Annotated in this window: 13 protein-coding genes and 1 pseudogene; 5 read left to right on the forward strand and 9 right to left on the reverse strand. The window is 70.7% G+C overall.

The genetic code is table 11. The annotated features are described in order from the left end of the window. Positions 1–5: 5 nt before the first annotated feature. Together BDD16_RS02755 and BDD16_RS02760 are read right to left on the reverse strand one after the other, a co-directional pair. On the reverse strand, positions 6–1,109 hold the full coding sequence (locus BDD16_RS02755) for an acyltransferase family protein (protein WP_179632530.1): 1,104 nt from the start codon (positions 1,107–1,109) through the stop codon (positions 6–8). Between the two features lie 7 nt (positions 1,110–1,116). Then, positions 1,117–1,881: an RNA methyltransferase gene (locus BDD16_RS02760; RefSeq protein WP_179632531.1), complete on the reverse strand. Its 765-nt coding sequence runs from the start codon at positions 1,879–1,881 to the stop codon at positions 1,117–1,119. A 165-nt stretch (positions 1,882–2,046) separates the two neighbouring features. On the opposite strand from BDD16_RS02760, the pseudogene BDD16_RS22900 reads away from it, so the two are divergent. From BDD16_RS22900 to ppsA, 5 genes and pseudogenes are all read left to right on the forward strand, one after another. Further along, positions 2,047–2,997 (forward strand): annotated as a pseudogene (locus BDD16_RS22900) (inositol monophosphatase family protein); the annotation flags it as partial. A gap of 342 nt (positions 2,998–3,339) precedes the next feature. Further along, positions 3,340–5,982: a DNA mismatch repair protein MutS gene (mutS, locus tag BDD16_RS02770; protein WP_179635965.1), complete on the forward strand. Its 2,643-nt coding sequence runs from the start codon at positions 3,340–3,342 to the stop codon at positions 5,980–5,982. Positions 5,983–5,990: 8 nt separating this feature from the next. After that, a complete protein-coding gene (locus BDD16_RS02775; RefSeq protein ID WP_179632533.1) occupies positions 5,991–6,815 on the forward strand; it encodes a proteasome-type protease in 825 nt (274 codons plus the stop codon). Positions 6,816–6,834: 19 nt separating this feature from the next. Beyond that, positions 6,835–7,656 (forward strand): alpha/beta fold hydrolase, encoded by an 822-nt coding sequence (locus BDD16_RS02780; protein ID WP_179632534.1) that lies wholly within the window; start codon positions 6,835–6,837, stop codon positions 7,654–7,656. 77 nt (positions 7,657–7,733) lie between these two features. After that, positions 7,734–10,160 (forward strand): phosphoenolpyruvate synthase, encoded by a 2,427-nt coding sequence (gene ppsA, locus BDD16_RS02785; RefSeq protein ID WP_179632535.1) that lies wholly within the window; start codon positions 7,734–7,736, stop codon positions 10,158–10,160. Here ppsA and BDD16_RS02790 read toward each other — a convergent pair. From BDD16_RS02790 to acsA, 7 genes are read right to left on the reverse strand one after another with little or no spacing between them, the layout of a single operon-like run. Beyond that, complete coding sequence (locus tag BDD16_RS02790; protein WP_179632536.1) at positions 10,157–10,804, reverse strand: SagB/ThcOx family dehydrogenase; 648 nt, start codon at positions 10,802–10,804, stop codon at positions 10,157–10,159. The two genes, ppsA and BDD16_RS02790, sit on opposite strands and share 4 nt — an antisense overlap. A gap of 34 nt (positions 10,805–10,838) precedes the next feature. Continuing rightward, positions 10,839–11,999, reverse strand: coding sequence for a DUF8173 domain-containing protein (locus tag BDD16_RS02795; RefSeq protein WP_179632537.1), 1,161 nt, complete (start codon positions 11,997–11,999; stop codon positions 10,839–10,841). Between the two features lie 2 nt (positions 12,000–12,001). Continuing rightward, entirely contained in the window at positions 12,002–12,259 is a 258-nt protein-coding gene (locus BDD16_RS02800) for an acyl carrier protein (protein WP_179632538.1), read from the reverse strand. Next, positions 12,240–13,370: a dihydrolipoamide acetyltransferase family protein gene (locus tag BDD16_RS02805; protein WP_179632539.1), complete on the reverse strand. Its 1,131-nt coding sequence runs from the start codon at positions 13,368–13,370 to the stop codon at positions 12,240–12,242. Before BDD16_RS02805 ends, BDD16_RS02800 begins: the two co-directional genes overlap by 20 nt. After that, the gene (locus tag BDD16_RS02810) at positions 13,367–14,374 is read right to left on the reverse strand and encodes an alpha-ketoacid dehydrogenase subunit beta (RefSeq protein ID WP_179632540.1); all 1,008 of its coding nucleotides are present in this window, start codon (positions 14,372–14,374) and stop codon (positions 13,367–13,369) included. Before BDD16_RS02810 ends, BDD16_RS02805 begins: the two co-directional genes overlap by 4 nt. After that, on the reverse strand, positions 14,371–15,396 hold the full coding sequence (gene pdhA / locus BDD16_RS02815; RefSeq protein WP_310732858.1) for a pyruvate dehydrogenase (acetyl-transferring) E1 component subunit alpha: 1,026 nt from the start codon (positions 15,394–15,396) through the stop codon (positions 14,371–14,373). The genes BDD16_RS02810 and pdhA overlap by 4 nt, the downstream gene beginning before the upstream one ends. Beyond that, positions 15,393–17,189 (reverse strand): acetate--CoA ligase, encoded by a 1,797-nt coding sequence (acsA, locus tag BDD16_RS02820; RefSeq protein ID WP_179632541.1) that lies wholly within the window; start codon positions 17,187–17,189, stop codon positions 15,393–15,395. The genes pdhA and acsA overlap by 4 nt, the downstream gene beginning before the upstream one ends. Between the last annotated feature and the right edge of the window lie 32 nt (positions 17,190–17,221).

A 17,221-nucleotide genomic window follows, 5' to 3' on the forward strand; every position in this document is an offset into this window, starting at 1 on the left:
CCGTGTCAGCGGGGCATGGATTCCGTGCGCAGTTTCGGTGCGGGGCGGACCACCGTCCTCGGAACGATCGCTGCGGGATCGATCACCGCACGCAGCCGCCGGGACAGCGGCCGCTCGACCCAGCGGTTCACCAGCCACGCCAGCAGCACCACCGCGCCGACCACCAGTCCCACCCGCAGATGAAAATCGAGATGCCGCCAGCCCGGCGCCATCAGCGCGATGTAGCCGATGTTCTGGTGCAGCAGGTAGACCGGGTAGGTCAGCGCACCGAACCAGTACACCAGTGGCGAGGGCCGCATCGTCCACCGGCCACTGACGACCAGCAGGAACACCCCGTGGAACAGCGTCAGGCACAGCACCACCTGCATCGGCAGCCCCAGCAGCACCGCCTCCCGGCCCAGCTTCGAGGCCTCCGCCCCGGTCCAGCCGTACCAGAGCGTCAGGCTGAAGGCCCACAGCAGCAGCAGGGAGCGCTGGCCATCCCAGCCCCGGCGGCTGATGCGGTAGAACAGCATGCCGGCGGCAAACAGCGGTGCCCAGCGTGCATCGAGCCAGAATTCCAGCGGATACATGGGGCGCACGGCATTGACGCTGGACACGAGCAGCCAGGCCGCGATCCACCACTCGATCCGCTGCATCTGGCCAAAGTGCAGCAGCGCGATCACCAGCAGGTAGAACTGCAGCTCCACCGCCAGGGACCAGTACGCACCGTCCACGAACTCGACATGGGCCCAGTGCGGCACCATCGTCAGATTGGCCAGCACCTGCACCGGCGTCACCGCGAAGGCCTCGCTGCCCGACCACCACGCCACTGCGGCCGTCAGCAGCACCCCCACCCAGAACGCCGGGTACAGCCGCGACACCCGCGAGGCGATGAAGCCACGCACCGTCGCGCCTTCGGCCGTCATGAGGATCACGAAGCCGCTGATCATGAAGAACAGGTGCACCCCGAGGTGGCCCAGTTCCGCCATCGACTGCAGCCAGGGTGCTGCCGGATCGACCAGCCAGCCGCCCTGCTGGCCACGGTGCAGGAAATGGAAGGCGACCACGCTCAGGCAAGCGAGGCCCCGGAGGAAGTCGATCTGGTGGAAGCGTGGAACTGCGGTCATGTGCCGATCATGTCGGCCCCTTTTCGCTGGAATCGATGACAGATTTTGCAATTCCGCGCAGAACGTGAATTTCTTCCGCGGTCAATTGCGTCCGATTGCACAGCTGGTTCAATCTTGGCAACAACTTGCGCGGAATGTCCGGATTCAGGAAGCCGGTGCGGACCAGCGCCTGCTCCCAGTGCGCCAGTGCGCCCTGCACCATGTCCACCGACGCCAGCCGCGCATCGCGGGTGCGCGGCGTCACCCCGAAACCGCCCAGCGCCTGCCGCCAGTCGTAGGACAGCAGTTGCACCGCCTGCGCCAGGTTGAGCGAGCCATAGTCCGGATTGGTCGGGATCGACAGGCAGACATGGCAGCGGTAGACGTCCTCGTTGGACATGCCGTAGCGCTCGCTGCCGAAGACGAAGGCCACACTGGCCGCGCTGGCGGCGAGTTCCTCGAAGTACGGGCGCGGCGCCACAGTCGGCGGGCCGAAGTCGCGCGGGGTCATCGCGGTGGCGCAGGCGACCTGCACGCCGTCGAGTGCCTCGTCCAGCGTGGCGACGATGCGGGCCCGCACGAGGATGTCGGCCGCGCCGCTGGCCATCGCCACCGTTTCCTCCTGGCTGAGCACGTTGCCGAAGCGCGGCGCCACCAGCACCAGGTCGGTGAAGCCCATCACCTTCATGGCCCGCGCAGTGGCCCCGACGTTGCCCGGGTGGCTGGTGTTCACCAGCACGAATCGGGTGGAATCGGGCGTCGAAACCGGGGTGGAGGGTGTGGAATCTGGCATGGGAGGGTCAGGGAATGGTCAAAGCACCGTAAAATGGACGGTTATCTTAGGCCCGCAGGCTTGCACTGCCCGCCTCCGCTCTTTCCCACCGTCAGCCCCTTGCCCTGTCGCCGCGCGCACCGCGCCGCGACCATCCGCCGTTCGAGCCCCCGGAGTCCCATCGCCATGTCGCAGACCAATTTGCATCCCATGCTCAACATCGCCATCAAGGCCGCACGCGCGGCCGGGGCGATCATCAACCGGGCCAGTCTCGACGTCGACCGCCTGACGGTCACCAGCAAGGGGCCCAACGACTTCGTCACCGAAGTCGACCAGGCGGCCGAGCGCATCATCATCGAGACCCTGCTGAGCGCCTACCCGGACCACGCCATCCTCGCCGAGGAATCGGGTCGCTCCATGGGTTCGCACACCAGCGACTACGTCTGGATCATCGATCCGCTGGACGGCACCACCAACTTCATCCACGGCTTGCCGCAGTACGCGGTGTCGATCGCGCTGGCGTTCAAGGGCAAGGTCGAGCAGGCCGTCGTCTACGACCCGGCCCGCAACGACCTGTTCTACGCCACCAAGGGCCGCGGCGCGTTCATGAACGACAAGCGCCTGCGCGTGTCCAAGCGCATCCGGCTGGCCGACGCCCTCATCGGCACCGGCTTCCCTTTCCGCAAGGGCGACAACTTCAAGCGCTACATGAAGATCTTCGAGGAGCTGATGCCCCTGTGCGCCGGCCTGCGCCGCCCGGGTGCAGCCGCCCTCGACCTGTGCTACGTCGCCGCTGGCTGGTATGACGCGTTCTTCGAAACCGGCCTGCACCCCTGGGACGTCGCGGCCGGCTCGCTGATCGTCACCGAAGCGGGCGGTCTGGTCGGCAACTTCACCGGCGAAGCCGACTTCCTGTACCAGCGCGAAGTGCTGGCCGGCTCGCCCAAGGTGTACGCGCAGCTGGTGCCGATCCTGGCGCCCTACACCCGCGTGATCACCGAAGACGAGGCAGCGCCCGCGGGCACCGCCACCCCGGCGCCGGTCGCGCCCAAGGCCCGCTCCACCAAGGTCCGCGCCAAGACCTCCACGACCGGTACCGACACCATCGCCCCGGCCCGCAGCAGCTCCACCACGCTGACGCCTCTGGACGTGTTCATCGCCGAGACGCAGCCGGAACTGGTCGCGGAACTCGCGGCCGAGGAAGCCGCGGAGCAAGCGGCAGAACTGGCCGCCGAGAAGCCCGTGTTCGACATCCCGCTGTCGCCCGCCGCCGCGCTGGCCGCCGCCTTCGAGCCGATGCCCGATGCCGAGGCCGCCCCCGCCCCGGTCGTGACGATCCGCAAGCCGACGCGCATCAAGAAGGAAGACATGCCGCCGAAGGAAGAGCCGGCCCCGGAGCGCAAGCGCAGCCGCCGCGACGACGCGCCGTTCTGATCGGCGAAGGGTTCTGACGTGGCGAGCCTCGACCAGCACACCCCGATGATGGCCCAGTACCTGGGCCTCAAAGCCGACTTTCCTGACACCCTCCTGTTCTACCGGATGGGGGATTTCTACGAAGTCTTCTTCGACGACGCCCGCAAGGCGCACCGCCTGCTCGACATCACGATCACCACCCGCGGCCAGAGCGCGGGCGAGCCGGTGGTGATGGCGGGCGTGCCGGTGCATGCGCTGGAGAGCTACCTCGCCAAGCTGATCCGGCTGGGCGAGGCGGTGGCGATCGCGGAGCAGGTCGGCGAGGTCGGCGCGACCAAGGGGCCGGTCGAGCGCAAGGTGGTGCGCGTGGTCACGCCGGGCACGATCACCGACACCGAGCTGCTGAACGAGCGTGAGGACACCCGGCTGCTGGCGCTGGCCGTGCGCGGCAGCGGCGCGGCGCAGGTGTTCGGGCTGGCCTGGCTCGCACTGGCCAGCGGACAGCTCGGGCTGACCGAGTGCAGCGAGCGCGAACTTGGCGCATGGCTGGCGCGGCTCGCCCCCGCGGAAGTGCTGGTCAGCGGCGAGCTGAACGCCGAGAAGCGCCCTGCCGCGCTGCGCCAGCTCACCGTGCCGGTGATCGGCCGACCGCACTGGCAATTCGACCCGGCGCTCGGTGAACGCAAGCTGCGCGAGCAGTTGAAGGTCGCGCACCTCGCCGGCTTCAATGCGCAGGACTTGCACGCCGCCCACGCCGCCGCCGCCGCGCTGCTGGGTTACGCGGAACACACGCAGGGCCGCGCGCTGTCGCATGTCAACGCGCTGACGGTGGAGCGCGCCAGCGAGCTGCTGGAGCTGCCGCCCGCCACGCACCGCAACCTCGAATTGACGCAGACGCTGCGGGGCGAAGCGGCGCCGACGCTGCTGTCGCTCATCGACACCTGCCGCACCGGCATGGGCAGCCGCGCGCTGCGGCAGTGGCTGACGCACCCGATGCGCGACCGCGCCGTCGCCCGCAGCCGGCATGGTGCCATCGCCTCGCTGATCGCCACGCGCGCCGCCGAGCCGTTGCGCGACGCGCTGCGCCACGTCAGCGACGTGCAGCGCATCACCGCCCGCACGGCGCTGCGGCAAGTGCGCCCGCGTGAACTCGCCGGCCTGCGCGAGACGCTGGCGACGCTGCCCGACCTACGCCGCCGCGTGCCGGACGACGCGCCGCTGCTGAAGGCCATGCACGCCGCGCTGACGCCGGATGAAGCCATCGCCGCGCTGCTGAAAAGCGCGATCGCCGAGGAACCGGCGGTGCTGCTGCGCGACGGTGGCGTGATTGCGAGCGGGTTCGATCCGCTGCTGGACGAACTGCGCTCCATCGCCACCAACTGCGACACCTTCCTGCTCGACCTGGAAACCCGCGAGCGGGCGCGCACCGGCATCCACAACCTGCGCGTGCAGTACAACAAGGTCCACGGTTTCTACATCGAGGTCACCACCGGCCAGGTCGACAAGGTGCCGATGGACTACCAGCGCCGCCAGACGCTGAAGAACGCCGAGCGCTACATCACGCCCGAGCTGAAGGCCTTCGAGGACAAGGCGCTGTCGGCCCAGGAGCGTTCGCTGTCGCGCGAGAAGTGGCTGTACGAGCAGGTGCTCGACGCGCTGCAGCCGCACCTGAACCCGCTGTCCGAACTCGGCCGCGCGCTCGCCAGCCTTGACGCGCTGGCCGCGTTGGCTGAGCGCGCCGAGACGCTGCACTGGTGCGCGCCCGAGTTCGTCGCGCACCCGTGCCTCGACATCGAACAGGGCCGCCACCCGGTCGTCGAGGCGCGACTGGCCGAAACCGGCGGCGGCAACTTCATCGCCAACGACTGCCGGCTGGATTCGGCGCGGCGCATGGTCATCCTCACCGGTCCGAACATGGGCGGCAAGAGCACGTTCATGCGGCAAGTAGCGCTCACCGTGCTGCTGGCGGCGATCGGCTCGTACGTGCCGGCCGCGCGCTGCCGCCTCGGGCCGATCGACGCGATCCACACCCGCATCGGCGCGGCGGACGATCTGGCGAACGCGCAGTCCACCTTCATGCTGGAGATGACCGAAGGCGCCGCCATCCTCCACAGCGCGACCGAGCACTCGCTGGTGCTGATGGACGAGATCGGCCGCGGCACCTCGACCTTCGACGGTCTGGCGCTGGCCGGCTCGATCGCCACGCACCTGCACGACCGCAACCGCGCCTTCACGCTGTTCGCCACCCACTACTTCGAGCTGACCGAGTTCCCGGCGCGCCACCGCCACGCGGTGAACATGCACGTCTCGGCCGCCGAGTCGGGCGACGACATCGTCTTCCTGCACGCGATCGAGCCCGGGCCGGCCAGCCGCAGCTATGGCGTGCAGGTGGCGCGGCTGGCGGGGATGCCGTCGGCGGTGCTGCGGCAGGCGCGGCAGACGCTCGACACGCTCGAAGCCCAGCAGCACGCGGGCGCGTCGCAGATCGACCTGTTCGCCCCGGCGCCCGAACCGGAACCGGCCCCGCTGGCACCACCGCCCGCGGTTGTTGCGCCCGCGCCGACGGACCCGCTCGCCGACGAGGTGCTGCAAGCCTTGCGCGCACTTGACCCTGATACGCTCACCCCTCGCGCCGCGCTGGATGCGCTTTACCGGTTGAAGACGCTCGCGACCGCCCCGAATCCCCTGCATTCCCCCCTCAGCTCCTGACCCTCCCCATGACTTACTGTGTCGGCATCCGGCTCAACGCCGGTCTCGTGTTCCTCTCCGATTCACGCACCAACGCGGGGCTCGACGCGATCAGCACCTTCCGCAAGATGATGGTCTACGAGAAGGCCGGCGACCGCTGCATGGTGCTGCTGTCGGCCGGCAACCTGAGCATCTCGCAGTGCGTACGCGAGATCCTGCAGACCGAGAAGATCCCCAACGGCGACGGCGAACCCATCACCATCTGGAACGCCAAGAGCATGTTCGACGCGACCCGCGTGCTCGGCTCGGCGGTGCGGCGCGTCTACGAGACCGACGGCAAGGCGCTCCAGAACGCCGGCATCGACTTCAACTGCTCGATGATCTTCGGCGGCCAGATCGGCGACGAGGCGATGCGGCTGTTCCTGGTCTACTCGGCCGGCAACTTCATCGAGGCCACGCGCGAGACCTGCTTCTTCCAGGTCGGCGAGTCCAAGTACGGCAAGCCCATCCTCGACCGCGTCCTGACACCCGACACCCCGCTCGACGAGGCCGCCAAGTGCGCGCTGGTGTCGATGGACTCGACGCTGAAGTCCAACCTCTCGGTGGGGCTGCCGCTGGACCTGCTGGTCTACCGCGCCGGCGACCTGAAGGCCGACCGCATCGTCTGCATCGACGACAAGAACCCGTATTTCAAGATGATCCACGACACCTGGGGCCAGCGCCTGCGCGAGGTGTTCGAGGGCATCGACGACCCGGCGTGGAACGGTGCCGCCGCCGAGTTCCCGCTGATGCAGGAGTCCGAGCGCTACGAATCCATGCGCAAGATCACCCACCCGGGCGAGCGCATCGTCTGACCCGCCGGACACCCCGCCCATGCCCACGCAACCCGGCGTCATCGTCTTCAGCCACGGCAACAGCTTCCCCGCGGGCACCTACGCGCAGCTCTTCGCGCACTGGCGTGCGGCGGGCTGGCGGGTCGAGGCGGTGGAGAAGTACGGCCATGACCCGCACTACCCGGTCACCAGCAACTGGCCGCGGCTGCGCGACCAGCTGATCGACTTCGTCGACGGACTCGCGCTCGGCGCGCCGGTGGTGTTCGTCGGGCATTCGCTGGGCGGCTTCCTGAGTCTGAAGGCGGCGCTGAAGCGGCCGGACCTGGCGCAGGCGGTGGTGCTGCTGGACTCGCCCGTCCTGACTGGCTGGAAGGCGCACAGCGTGCAGGTGGCCAAGGCGACGCGGCTGATCCAGCGCATCTCGCCCGGCAAGGTCGCAGCGCGCCGGCGCCACCACTGGGCCTCGGTGGACGAGGCGCGGGCGCATTTCGCGGCCAAGCACATCTTCGCCCGCTGGGACCCGCTGTGCCTGGAAGACTACCTGCACGCCGGCCTGGAACCGGCAGCGCAGGGCGGCGTGCAGCTCGCCTTCGACCGCCAGGTCGAGGCACGCATCTACAACACGCTGGCGCACAACCTGGGCGATGTGCTGCGCCGCCATCCGCCGCGGTTCCCGGTGGCGTTCCTGGGCGGCACGCAGTCGCGCGAGGTGCGGCAGGTGGGCCTGGCCGCCACGCGGGCGCTGGTGCGCGAGCGCTTCCAGTGGATCGAAGGCACGCACCTCTTCGCGCTGGAACACCCGGCCGAGACGGCCGCACGCGTGCTGGCGCTGATCGGCGAGATGCCCTTGCAGAAGCGTTGAGCCGGCTCAATTCCGCAGGCCCGACCGGGCACCAGCATCGCGTCGGCGGCAGGTGGACCGCAAGACGGGGTAGCGGAATGAACGACGCGAACGACTGCATCCGCTGGCTCAGCGGACTGTCCATGGCCGATCTGCCGCTGGTGGGCGGCAAGACTGCATCGCTGGGCGAGATGTTCCGGGAACTGCGGCCCCTCGGCGTGCGGATCCCGGACGGCTTTGCCGTCACGGCCGCGGCCTACCGCGAAGCGCTGGATGCGGCTGGCGCCTGGGGCCCGTTGCACGCCCTGCTGGACAGGCTCGACAAGCGTGACCTCGACGCCCTGGCCCATGCCGGCGCGCAGGCCCGCGAGATCGTCTATGCCGCCCCCATGCCCGCCCCCGTGGAAGCCGGCATCCGCCTCGCCTGGCGTGCGCTGCAGGCCCGGTTCGGCCCGACGCTGAGCGTGGCCGTGCGCAGCTCGGCCACCGCAGAGGACCTGCCGAACGCCAGCTTCGCCGGCCAGCACGACACCTACCTCAACGTGCGTGGCGAGCAGATGCTGGTCGACGCCATCAAGCGCTGCCAGGCCTCGCTGTTCACCGACCGCGCCATCTCCTACCGCATCGACCAGGGCTTCGACCATTTCAAGGTCGCGCTGTCCGTGGTGGTGATGCAGATGGTGCGCAGCGACCTGGCCAGCAGCGGCGTGGTGTTCACGCTCGACACCGAGTCCGGCCACCCGGACGTGGTCTTCATCACCGGCGCCTGGGGCCTGGGCGAGAACGTGGTGCAGGGCGCCGTGGACCCGGACGAGTTCCATGTCCACAAGCCCACCTTCCGGGCCGGCTACCGCTGCGTGCTGCGCCGGCGCCTCGGGCGCAAGCAGATCCGCATGGTGTACAGCGGCGGCGACACCCGCGCGCCGGTGGTCAACCAGCCCACCCCGGCCGCGGACCGCGCCCGGTTCTGCCTGAGCGACACCGACGTGCTGGCACTCACGGACGCCGCGCTCAAGATCGAGGCCCACTACTCCCGCCGTGCCGGCAGCTGGCGGCCGATGGACATCGAGTGGGCCAAGGACGGCCCGGACGGCCCGCTCTACATCGTGCAGGCGCGGCCGGAGACCTCGGTCTCGCGGCGCGCGGTGAACGTGATCGAGACCTACGTGCTGGAGGAGCGCGCCGCCGTGCGGGTGCAGGGCCGCGCGGTCGGTGAACGCATCGCGGCCGGGGCCGTGCGGCGCATCGCCCAGGCCAGCCAGCTGCCGCAGTTCCAGCCGGGCGAGGTGCTGGTCGCCGACACCACCACGCCCGACTGGGAGCCGGTGATGAAGACCGCCGCCGCCATCGTCACCAGCCGTGGCGGGCGCACCTGCCACGCGGCGATCGTGGCACGGGAACTCGGCATCCCGGCGGTCGTCGGGGCCGAGGGCGCCAGCGCGCAGTTGCAGGACGGCGAGCCGGTCACGGTGTCCTGCGCCGACGGCGACATCGGCCGCGTCTACACGGGCCGCCTGCGTTTCCGTGTCGATCAGCAGGATCTGACCGGCCTGCGGCGCCCGGCCACCCAGGTGATGGTGAACCTCGGCAACCCCGAACTGGCCTTCAAGACGGCCCTGCTGCCCTGCGACGGCGTGGGGCTGGCGCGCATGGAATTCATCATCAACGAGTACATCCAGGTGCACCCGATGGCCGTGCTGCACCCCGAGCGCATCGCCGACCCGGCGGTGCGGAGCCAGGTGCTGGCGCGCGCGGCCGGCTACCCGAGCGGTGCGGCCTTCTTCATCGAGACGCTCGCCGAGGGCGTGGGCACCATCGCCGCGGCGTTCTATCCGCGGCCCGTCGTCGTCCGGCTGTCCGACTTCAAGAGCAACGAGTACGCCGCGCTGCTGGGCGGCCGCGACTTCGAGCCGGTCGAGGAGAACCCGATGCTCGGGTTCCGGGGGGCGGCGCGCTACATCCATCCGGCCTACGCGGAAGGCTTCGCCATGGAGTGCGCCGCGCTGAAGCGGGTGCGCGACACCATGGGGCTGCGCAACCTCAAGGTGATGGTGCCGTTCTGCCGGCGGCTCGACGAGGCGCACGGCGTGCTGGCCGCGATGGCCCGGCACGGTCTGGTGCGGGGCCAGGACGGCCTGGAGGTCTACGTGATGTGCGAGATCCCGAACAACGTGCTGCTGATCGACGAGTTTTCGGAGCTGTTCGACGGCTTCTCGATCGGCAGCAACGACCTGACGCAGCTCACGCTGGGCGTGGACCGTGACAGCGCGATCGTGGCGAGTGCGTTCGACGAGCGCGACCCCGGGATGCTGAAGATGCTCCGGCTCGCGGTGGAAGGCGCCCGGCGCAACCACCGCCACAGCGGCATCTGCGGCCAGGCGCCGTCGGACCATCCGGAGATCGCCCGCTATCTGGTGGAGCTGGGCATCGACAGCCTCAGCCTCACCCCCGACCGGGTGCTGCGCACCGTGCAGCTCGTGCGCGAGATCGAGGACCAGCGGCCACGCCTGCCCTCTGGCAATTAGGCCGCGGTGCTGCCCGCCCTGGGCACGCCCACGGTCTGCGCCAGCAGCAGCTGTTCGTCGTTGCCCAGACCCATGGCGCCGGACAGCGCGTCCCGGTCGAACCAGGCCCGCACCACGGTCGCCAGTCCAGCCGACGCGCAAACCAGGTAGACATTCTGTGCCGCCGCCCCCGCGGCGGCGAAGGCATAGGCCTCGCGCCTGGCCGCCGGCACCAGCGCCATGCGGGCGTGGTCGGCGACGTAGATCAGGTCCAGGGCCGCGAGATCGACGAAATCCTGGTAGCCGGTGACGGCACGCACGTCGCTGGCCGAGAGGCGTTCCAGGGCATGCGTCCCGGGCTCATACCGGAACAGGCCCTGGGGCAGCGCCACGTACAGGCACAGCTCCTGCGCATTCATCGCGCTGGGCACCGTGCGGCCGCCAGGCGCGGGGCGGTTGATGCCGCCAGCGGCCCATAGCTGCTCGGTCAAGGCGTCCGTGGCGAACTCGCGCTGCGACTGGCGTTTGCGCAAGGCCTCCATCAGGGACATGCCCCCGTCCTGGGTCGGCGGCAGCAGCACCCGGTGCGGGGCCGATGCACCGCGGGCCGGTCGTGGGCGGATCTGCCCCATCAGGCCCAGGGCCAGCTTGGTCAAGGTATTCATGGACATCTCTCCCGTTGCGTGTGCGGTCCCGTCTTCAGGACGGGTTCGAGGCCAGTTCGGCCGGCGGCGATGCGGACCGAGGCCAGGCCTGCAGCAGCAGGCAGCCCAGACCGGCGATCAAGCCCAGTACGCCGATCGCGGCGCCCAGACCGGGCACCCAGCCCACGAGGTACATCAGCACCAGCACCACGGCGCTGGCACCGATGCGCACCGGCAGGCACTCCGACTGGTCCGGCCACCAGCGACGCAAGGCCCAGTCGCCCACCGCGGTGGCGGTGATGGCCCAGGCCAGCGGCATCAGCGCGGCGTAGGCGGCCAGCGCGACCAGGCCGAGCGGAATGCCCACCAAGGTGAGGCACAGCAGCACCACCGCCATCGGCAGGCCGACCAGCCAGGCGAAGCCCAGCAGCAGGCTGGCGCCGGGGCGCTCGCGCAGGGTGCGGGCCAGTGTCGCGGAGAAGGACGGCAGCACCGCCAGCAGCACGCTGGCCAGCAGGAGGTGGCCGAGCGTCCACAGGGCGCCGAACACCCCCATCCCGCCAGACCAGTCGGGCCGCGGTTCGGCTGCCCGGCGATCGCCGGGCCTGACCCGCACCGGCAGTTTCTCGATGCCACCCGCCACCTGGGCCGCGGGATCCTGCACCAGCGGTTCTTCGCTGCGGTAGCGCAGCTGGCCAGCGATCCGGGCGTTGGGTCCCAGCTCGATCCGGGCATGGAGTGCCACGACATCCCCACCGACCGGGCCGTCGATCAGCAACTGCCCGCCGGCACTGTGCACCTGGCCCCGCACCTGACCGTACAGGCGCACCCGCCCGCCCGCCACCGAGAGGTTGCCGCCGATCTCGGCCTTCGGACCCAGCTCCACCTGGCCACCCGCCACCCGGGCATGGCGCCCGACCCTGGCGTCGAGGCTCAGCTGTCCGCCGGCCGCATGGACCGAACGCGCGGTGTCCGCACCCAGGCGCAGCTTGCCGCCGACCGCCAGCATGTCACCAGCGACCGGCGCATCCAGATCAACGCTGCCACCCGAGACGATCAGGTCGCCGTTGACCGGCTGGCGGACCGTGACCGTGCCGCCGCCGATGAACACGTCCTGCTCCACGACCAGCGGCGGATCGCCATCGCCAGGGGGTTCAGCAGCCACCACCAGCAGCGCCACCACGCACGACAGGCCTGCTCCGAGTTGCTTCCACATCGCTACCGCTCCTGCAAGGCATCCAGCACATCGTTCAGCGTCACCAGCCGCGGGTACGCCGACTCCGGAATCCGGACCCCGAAGCGCTGCTGCAGCGCGACCATCAGGTCCAGCCAGTTCATCGAGTCCAGATCGACCTGGCGGCGCAGCGGCCGCGCGGGATCGATCGCGGCGGGATCGATTTCCGGGGCGATGCCGCGCAGCAGCGCCAGCACGGCGTCGGCGCGGGCACGGCGGTCGTCAGGCAAGGGGTCCGACATGGGGCGTCTCCAGGGCTTGCGGCTGCTGCAGCCATTCGCGCAGCTCGGCCAGGAACAGCGCGCCGCGGTGGCCGTCCGAGGCGCGGTGGTCGGCCGCGAGCGTGGCGCAGACGACCGGCACGGCCTGCACGGCGCCGTCCTGCACCCAGGGGCGCTCGGTCAGCCGGCCGAAGCCCACCAGCGCCACCTGCGGCGGGTAGATCACGCCGAAGACGGCATCGACCCCCTGGTCTCCCAGGTTGGTGACGGTGACCGTCGGGTCGCTCATCTCCGAGCTGCGCAGCGACCCGGCGCGGGCCCGCCGCACGAGGTCTGACAGGGCGCGCATCAGCTCTGCCGGGGTCTGGTCGCCGACATCGTGCAGGGCCGGCGCCACCAGCCCGCCACCGCGCAGCGAGATCGCCACGCCGGCATGCACGGCAGCAGCCGGCTCGAAGCGTCCCTCGCGGTAGAAACCGTTCAGCTCCGGCGTGCGCCGCAGCGCCAGCGCCACCGCCTTGAGCAGCAACACCGCCGGCAGCAGGCGCTCGGCGACCGGCAGCTCCGCATTGCGCTGTTGCAGCCACGCCAGCGCACGGGCCATCGGGATGGTTTCCGAAAGGTAATAGTGCGGAATCTCGCGCTTGGAACGGCCCATCGCCGCCGCGATGGCCTTGCGCATCTCCTGCAGGCGGTCGGCGGCTGTGGCGCTGGTGCCGGCGTCCGTTGCAGGCGCGGGGCGTGCCGCGGCCTCGACATCCGCCAGCGTGACCGACCCCTGCACGCCGCTGCCCTGCAGGCGCTCCGGATCGATGCCCAGTTCCCGCGCCCGCCGGCGGGCGGATGGCGACACCGCCCGGCGCCCGGCCGGTGCCTCCGCGGCAGCCGGCGATTCACCGGGGGCCCGCAGCGTGGCCAGCACCGTGCCGACCGGCACCTTCTGCCCCGGCTGCACCAGCAGTTCGGAGACGACCCCCTCCTGCCAGATCTCGACATCGACCGCCGCCTTGGAGGTGTCCACCACGGCGACGACCTGCCCGCGCTGCACATGGTCGCCCGGCTGGACGTGCCAGGCCACCAGCGTGCCCTCGTCCATGTCGGCACCCAGCGAAGGCAGCACGAAGTCGATCATGGCGCGCGCCCCATCAGGCGGCGCACCGCCGCGACGATCTTGCCAGGCTGCGGCAAGGCGGCCTCCTCCAGATGGCGCGCATACGGGATCGGCACCTCCTCGCTGCAGACCCGCGCCGGCGGTGCGTCCAGGTCGAAAAAGGCCTGCTCGGACACGCGTGCCACCACCTCGGCCGCCAGGCTGCCCGAGCGCCACCCTTCATCGACCACCACCACGCGGCGGCACTTGCGCACCGAGGCCAGCACGGTGGCCTCGTCGAGCGGCCGCAGCACGCGCAGATCGACCACCTCGGCCGCGATGCCGTCCGCCGCCAGCGCCTCGGCCGCCTCCAGCACCTTCGGCAGCGAGCCGCCATAGGTCACGAGGCTGACGTCGCTGCCACTGCGCCGCACCCGGGCCTGCCGGATGTCGACCCGGCACACCGCGGGCACCTCGCCCTGCAGGTTGTAGAGCTGCGCGTGCTCGAACAGCAGCACCGGGTCCGGATCGGCCAGCGCGGGCGCCAGCATGCCGCGGGCGTCCTCGACGGTGGCGGGGGTCAGGATGCGCAGGCCGGGAATGTGGCCATACCAGCCCTCGAAGCTGTGCGAATGCTGCGCCGCCACCTGCCGCCCTGCGCCGGTGGCCATGCGGATCACCAGCGGCACCGAGAACTGCCCGCCCGACATGTGGCGCAGCAGCGCCGCGGTGTTGACGATGGGGTCCAGCGCCAGCAGGCTGAAGTTGACCGTCATCACCTCGACGATCGGACGCATGCCGCCGAGCGCAGCGCCGACCCCGGCACCGACGAAGCCGAGTTCCGACAAGGGCGTGTCGCGGATGCGCTCGGGGCCGAACTCGTCGAGCAAGCCCTTCGACACCGCGTAGGTGCCGCCGTAGCGGCCCACGTCCTCGCCCATCAGGAACACCCGCGGGTCCTGCTGCAGCGCCTCGCGCAGGGCTTCCTGCAACGCCTGGCGGTAGCTGATGGTCCGCAGACTGGTCGGGCTGCCGGACTGGTTCATGGCGCGGGCCCCTCTGCGGCCGGGGTGAGCACGTCGCGCAGCAGGTCTTCCACCGGCTCCCAGGTGCCGGCTTCGGCGAAGGCGACAGCGGCGTCCACCTCGGCCTGCGCGCGGGCATCGAGGGCCAGGAAGGTGTCTTCGGTCAGGTCACCCTGCGCCTTCAGGCGGGCCGTGAAGGTGTGGATCGGCCCGCGGGCCTTCCATTGCTCGACTTCGCTGCGGTCGCGGTACAGCTCGGCATCGAACATCGAATGGGCACGGAAGCGGTAGGTGCGGAACTCGATGAACCGCGGCCCGCCGTCCAGCACCGGCGGCCGCGCGCCGCGGACCGTCTCGTGCACGGCCACCACGTCCATGCCGTCCACGGCCAGCGCCGGCATGCCGTAGGACGCGGCCTTGAGACACAGGTCGGTCTGCGATTCGGAGCGCGCCAGCGCGGTGCCCATCGCGTACAGGTTGTTCTCGCAGCAGAACAGCACCGGCAGCCGCCACAGCGCGGCCAGGTTCATCGCCTCGTGGAAAGCGCCTTCGGCCACCGCACCCTCGCCGAAGAAGCAGGCCGTCACCGCGGACCGCCCCGCGAGCCGGTCGGCCAGCGCCAGCCCCACCGCCAGCGGCAGGCCACCGCCGACGATCGCCTGTCCGCCGAAGAAGCGCGTTGCGCGGTCGAACAGGTGCATCGAGCCGCCGCGTCCACGCGAGCAGCCCTCCTGCTTGCCGTACATCTCGGCCATCACCGCATTCATGCCCACGCCGCGCAGCAAGGCGTGGGCATGCTCGCGGTAGGTGGCGACCACGTTGTCGTCCGGCCCGAAGACCCGCAGCGCCCCTGCGGCCACCGCTTCCTCGCCGATGTACAGGTGCAGGAAGCCGCGGATCTTCTGCTGGCCATACAGCGCCGCGCACTGCTCCTCCATGCGGCGGATGCGCAGCAGATCGTGCAGCACCGCCAGCGAGAGCGCTGGCGCCCACGGCACCGGGCCGGACGGCGGCAGCGGCACGCCGGACCCCGGCCCGGTCACGGGCTGCCCCCTTCCAGGGTCGAGGTATCGCCCTCGGGCAGGCCGAGTTCACGCGCCTTCAGCAGGCGCCGCATGATCTTGCCGCTGCGGGTGCGCGGCAGCGCGGGCAGGAAGGCGATCTCCTTCGGCGCGACGGCCGCGCCCAGGCGGAGGCGGGCATGCGCCAGCAGCGACAGGCGCAGCGCCTCGTTCGCTTCGTGGCCCGCCCGCAGCGACACGAAGGCCTTCACCAGTTCGCCCAGCACCGGATCGGGCTTGCCGATCACGCCCGCTTCGGCCACGGCGGGGTGTTCCATCAGCGCGCTCTCAACCTCGAACGGCCCGATCAGGTGGCCGGCGGACTTGATCACGTCATCGGCCCGGCCGACGAACCAGTAATAGCCATCGGCATCGCGCCGAGCCAGATCGCCGGTGAGGTACAGATCACCGGCAAAGCACTTCCGGTAGCGCACCTCGTTGTCGAGGTAGCCGCGGAACATCGACGGCCAGCCGCGGCGCAGCGCCAGCTCGCCCTCGACACCGGGCGGCTCGATGACACGCACCTGCGGCGGTGCGCCCTCGGCTTCGAGGTGCTCGACGATGCAGGCCTCGACGCCCGGCAGCGGCCGGCCCATCGAGCCGGGCTTGATGTCGAAGGCCGGGGTGTTGGCGATCATGATGCCGCCGGTCTCGGTCTGCCACCAGTTGTCGTGGATCGGCAGCCCCAGCGCCTCCCGGCCCCACCAGACCGCCTCGGGGTTCAGCGGCTCGCCCACGCTGGCCACGAAGCGCAGCGCCGGGAATGCGTGGCGACGGGCCAGCGCCACCCCCGCCTTCATCAGCATGCGGATCGCCGTCGGCGCCGTGTACCAGACGCTGATGCGCTCCGATTCGAGCAGCGTGTACCAGCGCTCGGCATCGAACTCCTCGCGGTCAACCAGCGAGGTGACGCCGTGCAGCAAGGGCGCGATCAGACCGTAGGACATGCCGGTCACCCAGCCCGGATCGGCCGTGCACCAGTAGCGGTCCTCGGGGTGCAGGTCGAGTGCGTAGCGCCCGGTCGCGTGGTGGGTGACGACGGCGTCGTGCACGTGCAGGGCGCCCTTGGGGGTGCCGGTGGTGCCGCTGGTGAAGTGCAGCAGCGCGGGATCGTCGGGCCGCGTCGTGATGGCCACCGGCTCGTCGCTGGCGGCCGCCATCCGTGCAGCGAGGTCCAGCGTGCCCGGTTCGTCCGTGGGGATGGTGGACGCGAGCGCGCCATCCTCGGCCACGAGCAGCACATGGCGCAGGGTCGGCATCTGCGCGCGCAGGGGGCGGACCTTGCGGGCATACAGGGTGTCGGTAGTCACCAGCACGTCGCCACGACCGAGCCGGATGCGGGTAGCGATCGGCTCCGGCCCGAAGGCGGAAAACAGCGGCGTGACCACGACACCCAGCTTCAGCGCGCCGAGCACCGCCACATGGAGCGCGGGAGTGCGCCCGGCCAGCACGAACAGGTGCGCCCCCGGACCGACCCCGAGACTGCGCAGCACCTGCGCGAAACGGTGGGTCTGGCGTGCCAGTTCGCCATAGCTCAGCTCGACCGGCGGGGCATCGCGTGCCACGAACCGCAGGGCGATGCGCTCGCGCAGCGGCCCCGCGGCATGCCGGTCGACCGCCTCGAAGGCGATGTTGAGCCCGCCCCCGGGCAGGCCCTGCAATGCGGCCCGCGCGTCCTCCCAGCGGAAGGCCCGGCATTGCGCCGCGTAGTCCGCCAGATGGGGCGGCAGACGCAGATCGGCAGCGGTCTTGTGGAGGATGGCAGGTCGGTCCATGGCGAGACTCCCTGCCCGCAGGCTAGCGTCCG

The sequence above is a fragment of the Sphaerotilus montanus genome (assembly GCF_013410775.1).
Taxonomy (GTDB): Bacteria; Pseudomonadota; Gammaproteobacteria; order Burkholderiales; family Burkholderiaceae_C; genus Sphaerotilus; species Sphaerotilus montanus.

Bases quoted from the DNA above. Each gene is read 5' to 3' on its own strand.
- BDD16_RS02790 (WP_179632536.1), bottom strand. From the start codon at position 10,804: ATGAATACCTTGACCAAGCTGGCCCTGGGCCTGATGGGGCAGATCCGC.
- mutS (WP_179635965.1), top strand. From the start codon at position 3,340: ATGATGGCCCAGTACCTGGGCCTCAAAGCCGACTTTCCTGACACCCTC.
- BDD16_RS02760 (WP_179632531.1), bottom strand. From the start codon at position 1,881: ATGCCAGATTCCACACCCTCCACCCCGGTTTCGACGCCCGATTCCACC.
- BDD16_RS02805 (WP_179632539.1), bottom strand. From the start codon at position 13,370: ATGATCGACTTCGTGCTGCCTTCGCTGGGTGCCGACATGGACGAGGGC.
- BDD16_RS02800 (WP_179632538.1), bottom strand. From the start codon at position 12,259: ATGTCGGACCCCTTGCCTGACGACCGCCGTGCCCGCGCCGACGCCGTG.
- ppsA (WP_179632535.1), top strand. From the start codon at position 7,734: ATGAACGACGCGAACGACTGCATCCGCTGGCTCAGCGGACTGTCCATG.
- BDD16_RS02780 (WP_179632534.1), top strand. From the start codon at position 6,835: ATGCCCACGCAACCCGGCGTCATCGTCTTCAGCCACGGCAACAGCTTC.
- BDD16_RS02775 (WP_179632533.1), top strand. From the start codon at position 5,991: ATGACTTACTGTGTCGGCATCCGGCTCAACGCCGGTCTCGTGTTCCTC.
- acsA (WP_179632541.1), bottom strand. From the start codon at position 17,189: ATGGACCGACCTGCCATCCTCCACAAGACCGCTGCCGATCTGCGTCTG.
- BDD16_RS02755 (WP_179632530.1), bottom strand. From the start codon at position 1,109: ATGACCGCAGTTCCACGCTTCCACCAGATCGACTTCCTCCGGGGCCTC.
- BDD16_RS02810 (WP_179632540.1), bottom strand. From the start codon at position 14,374: ATGAACCAGTCCGGCAGCCCGACCAGTCTGCGGACCATCAGCTACCGC.
- BDD16_RS02795 (WP_179632537.1), bottom strand. From the start codon at position 11,999: ATGTGGAAGCAACTCGGAGCAGGCCTGTCGTGCGTGGTGGCGCTGCTG.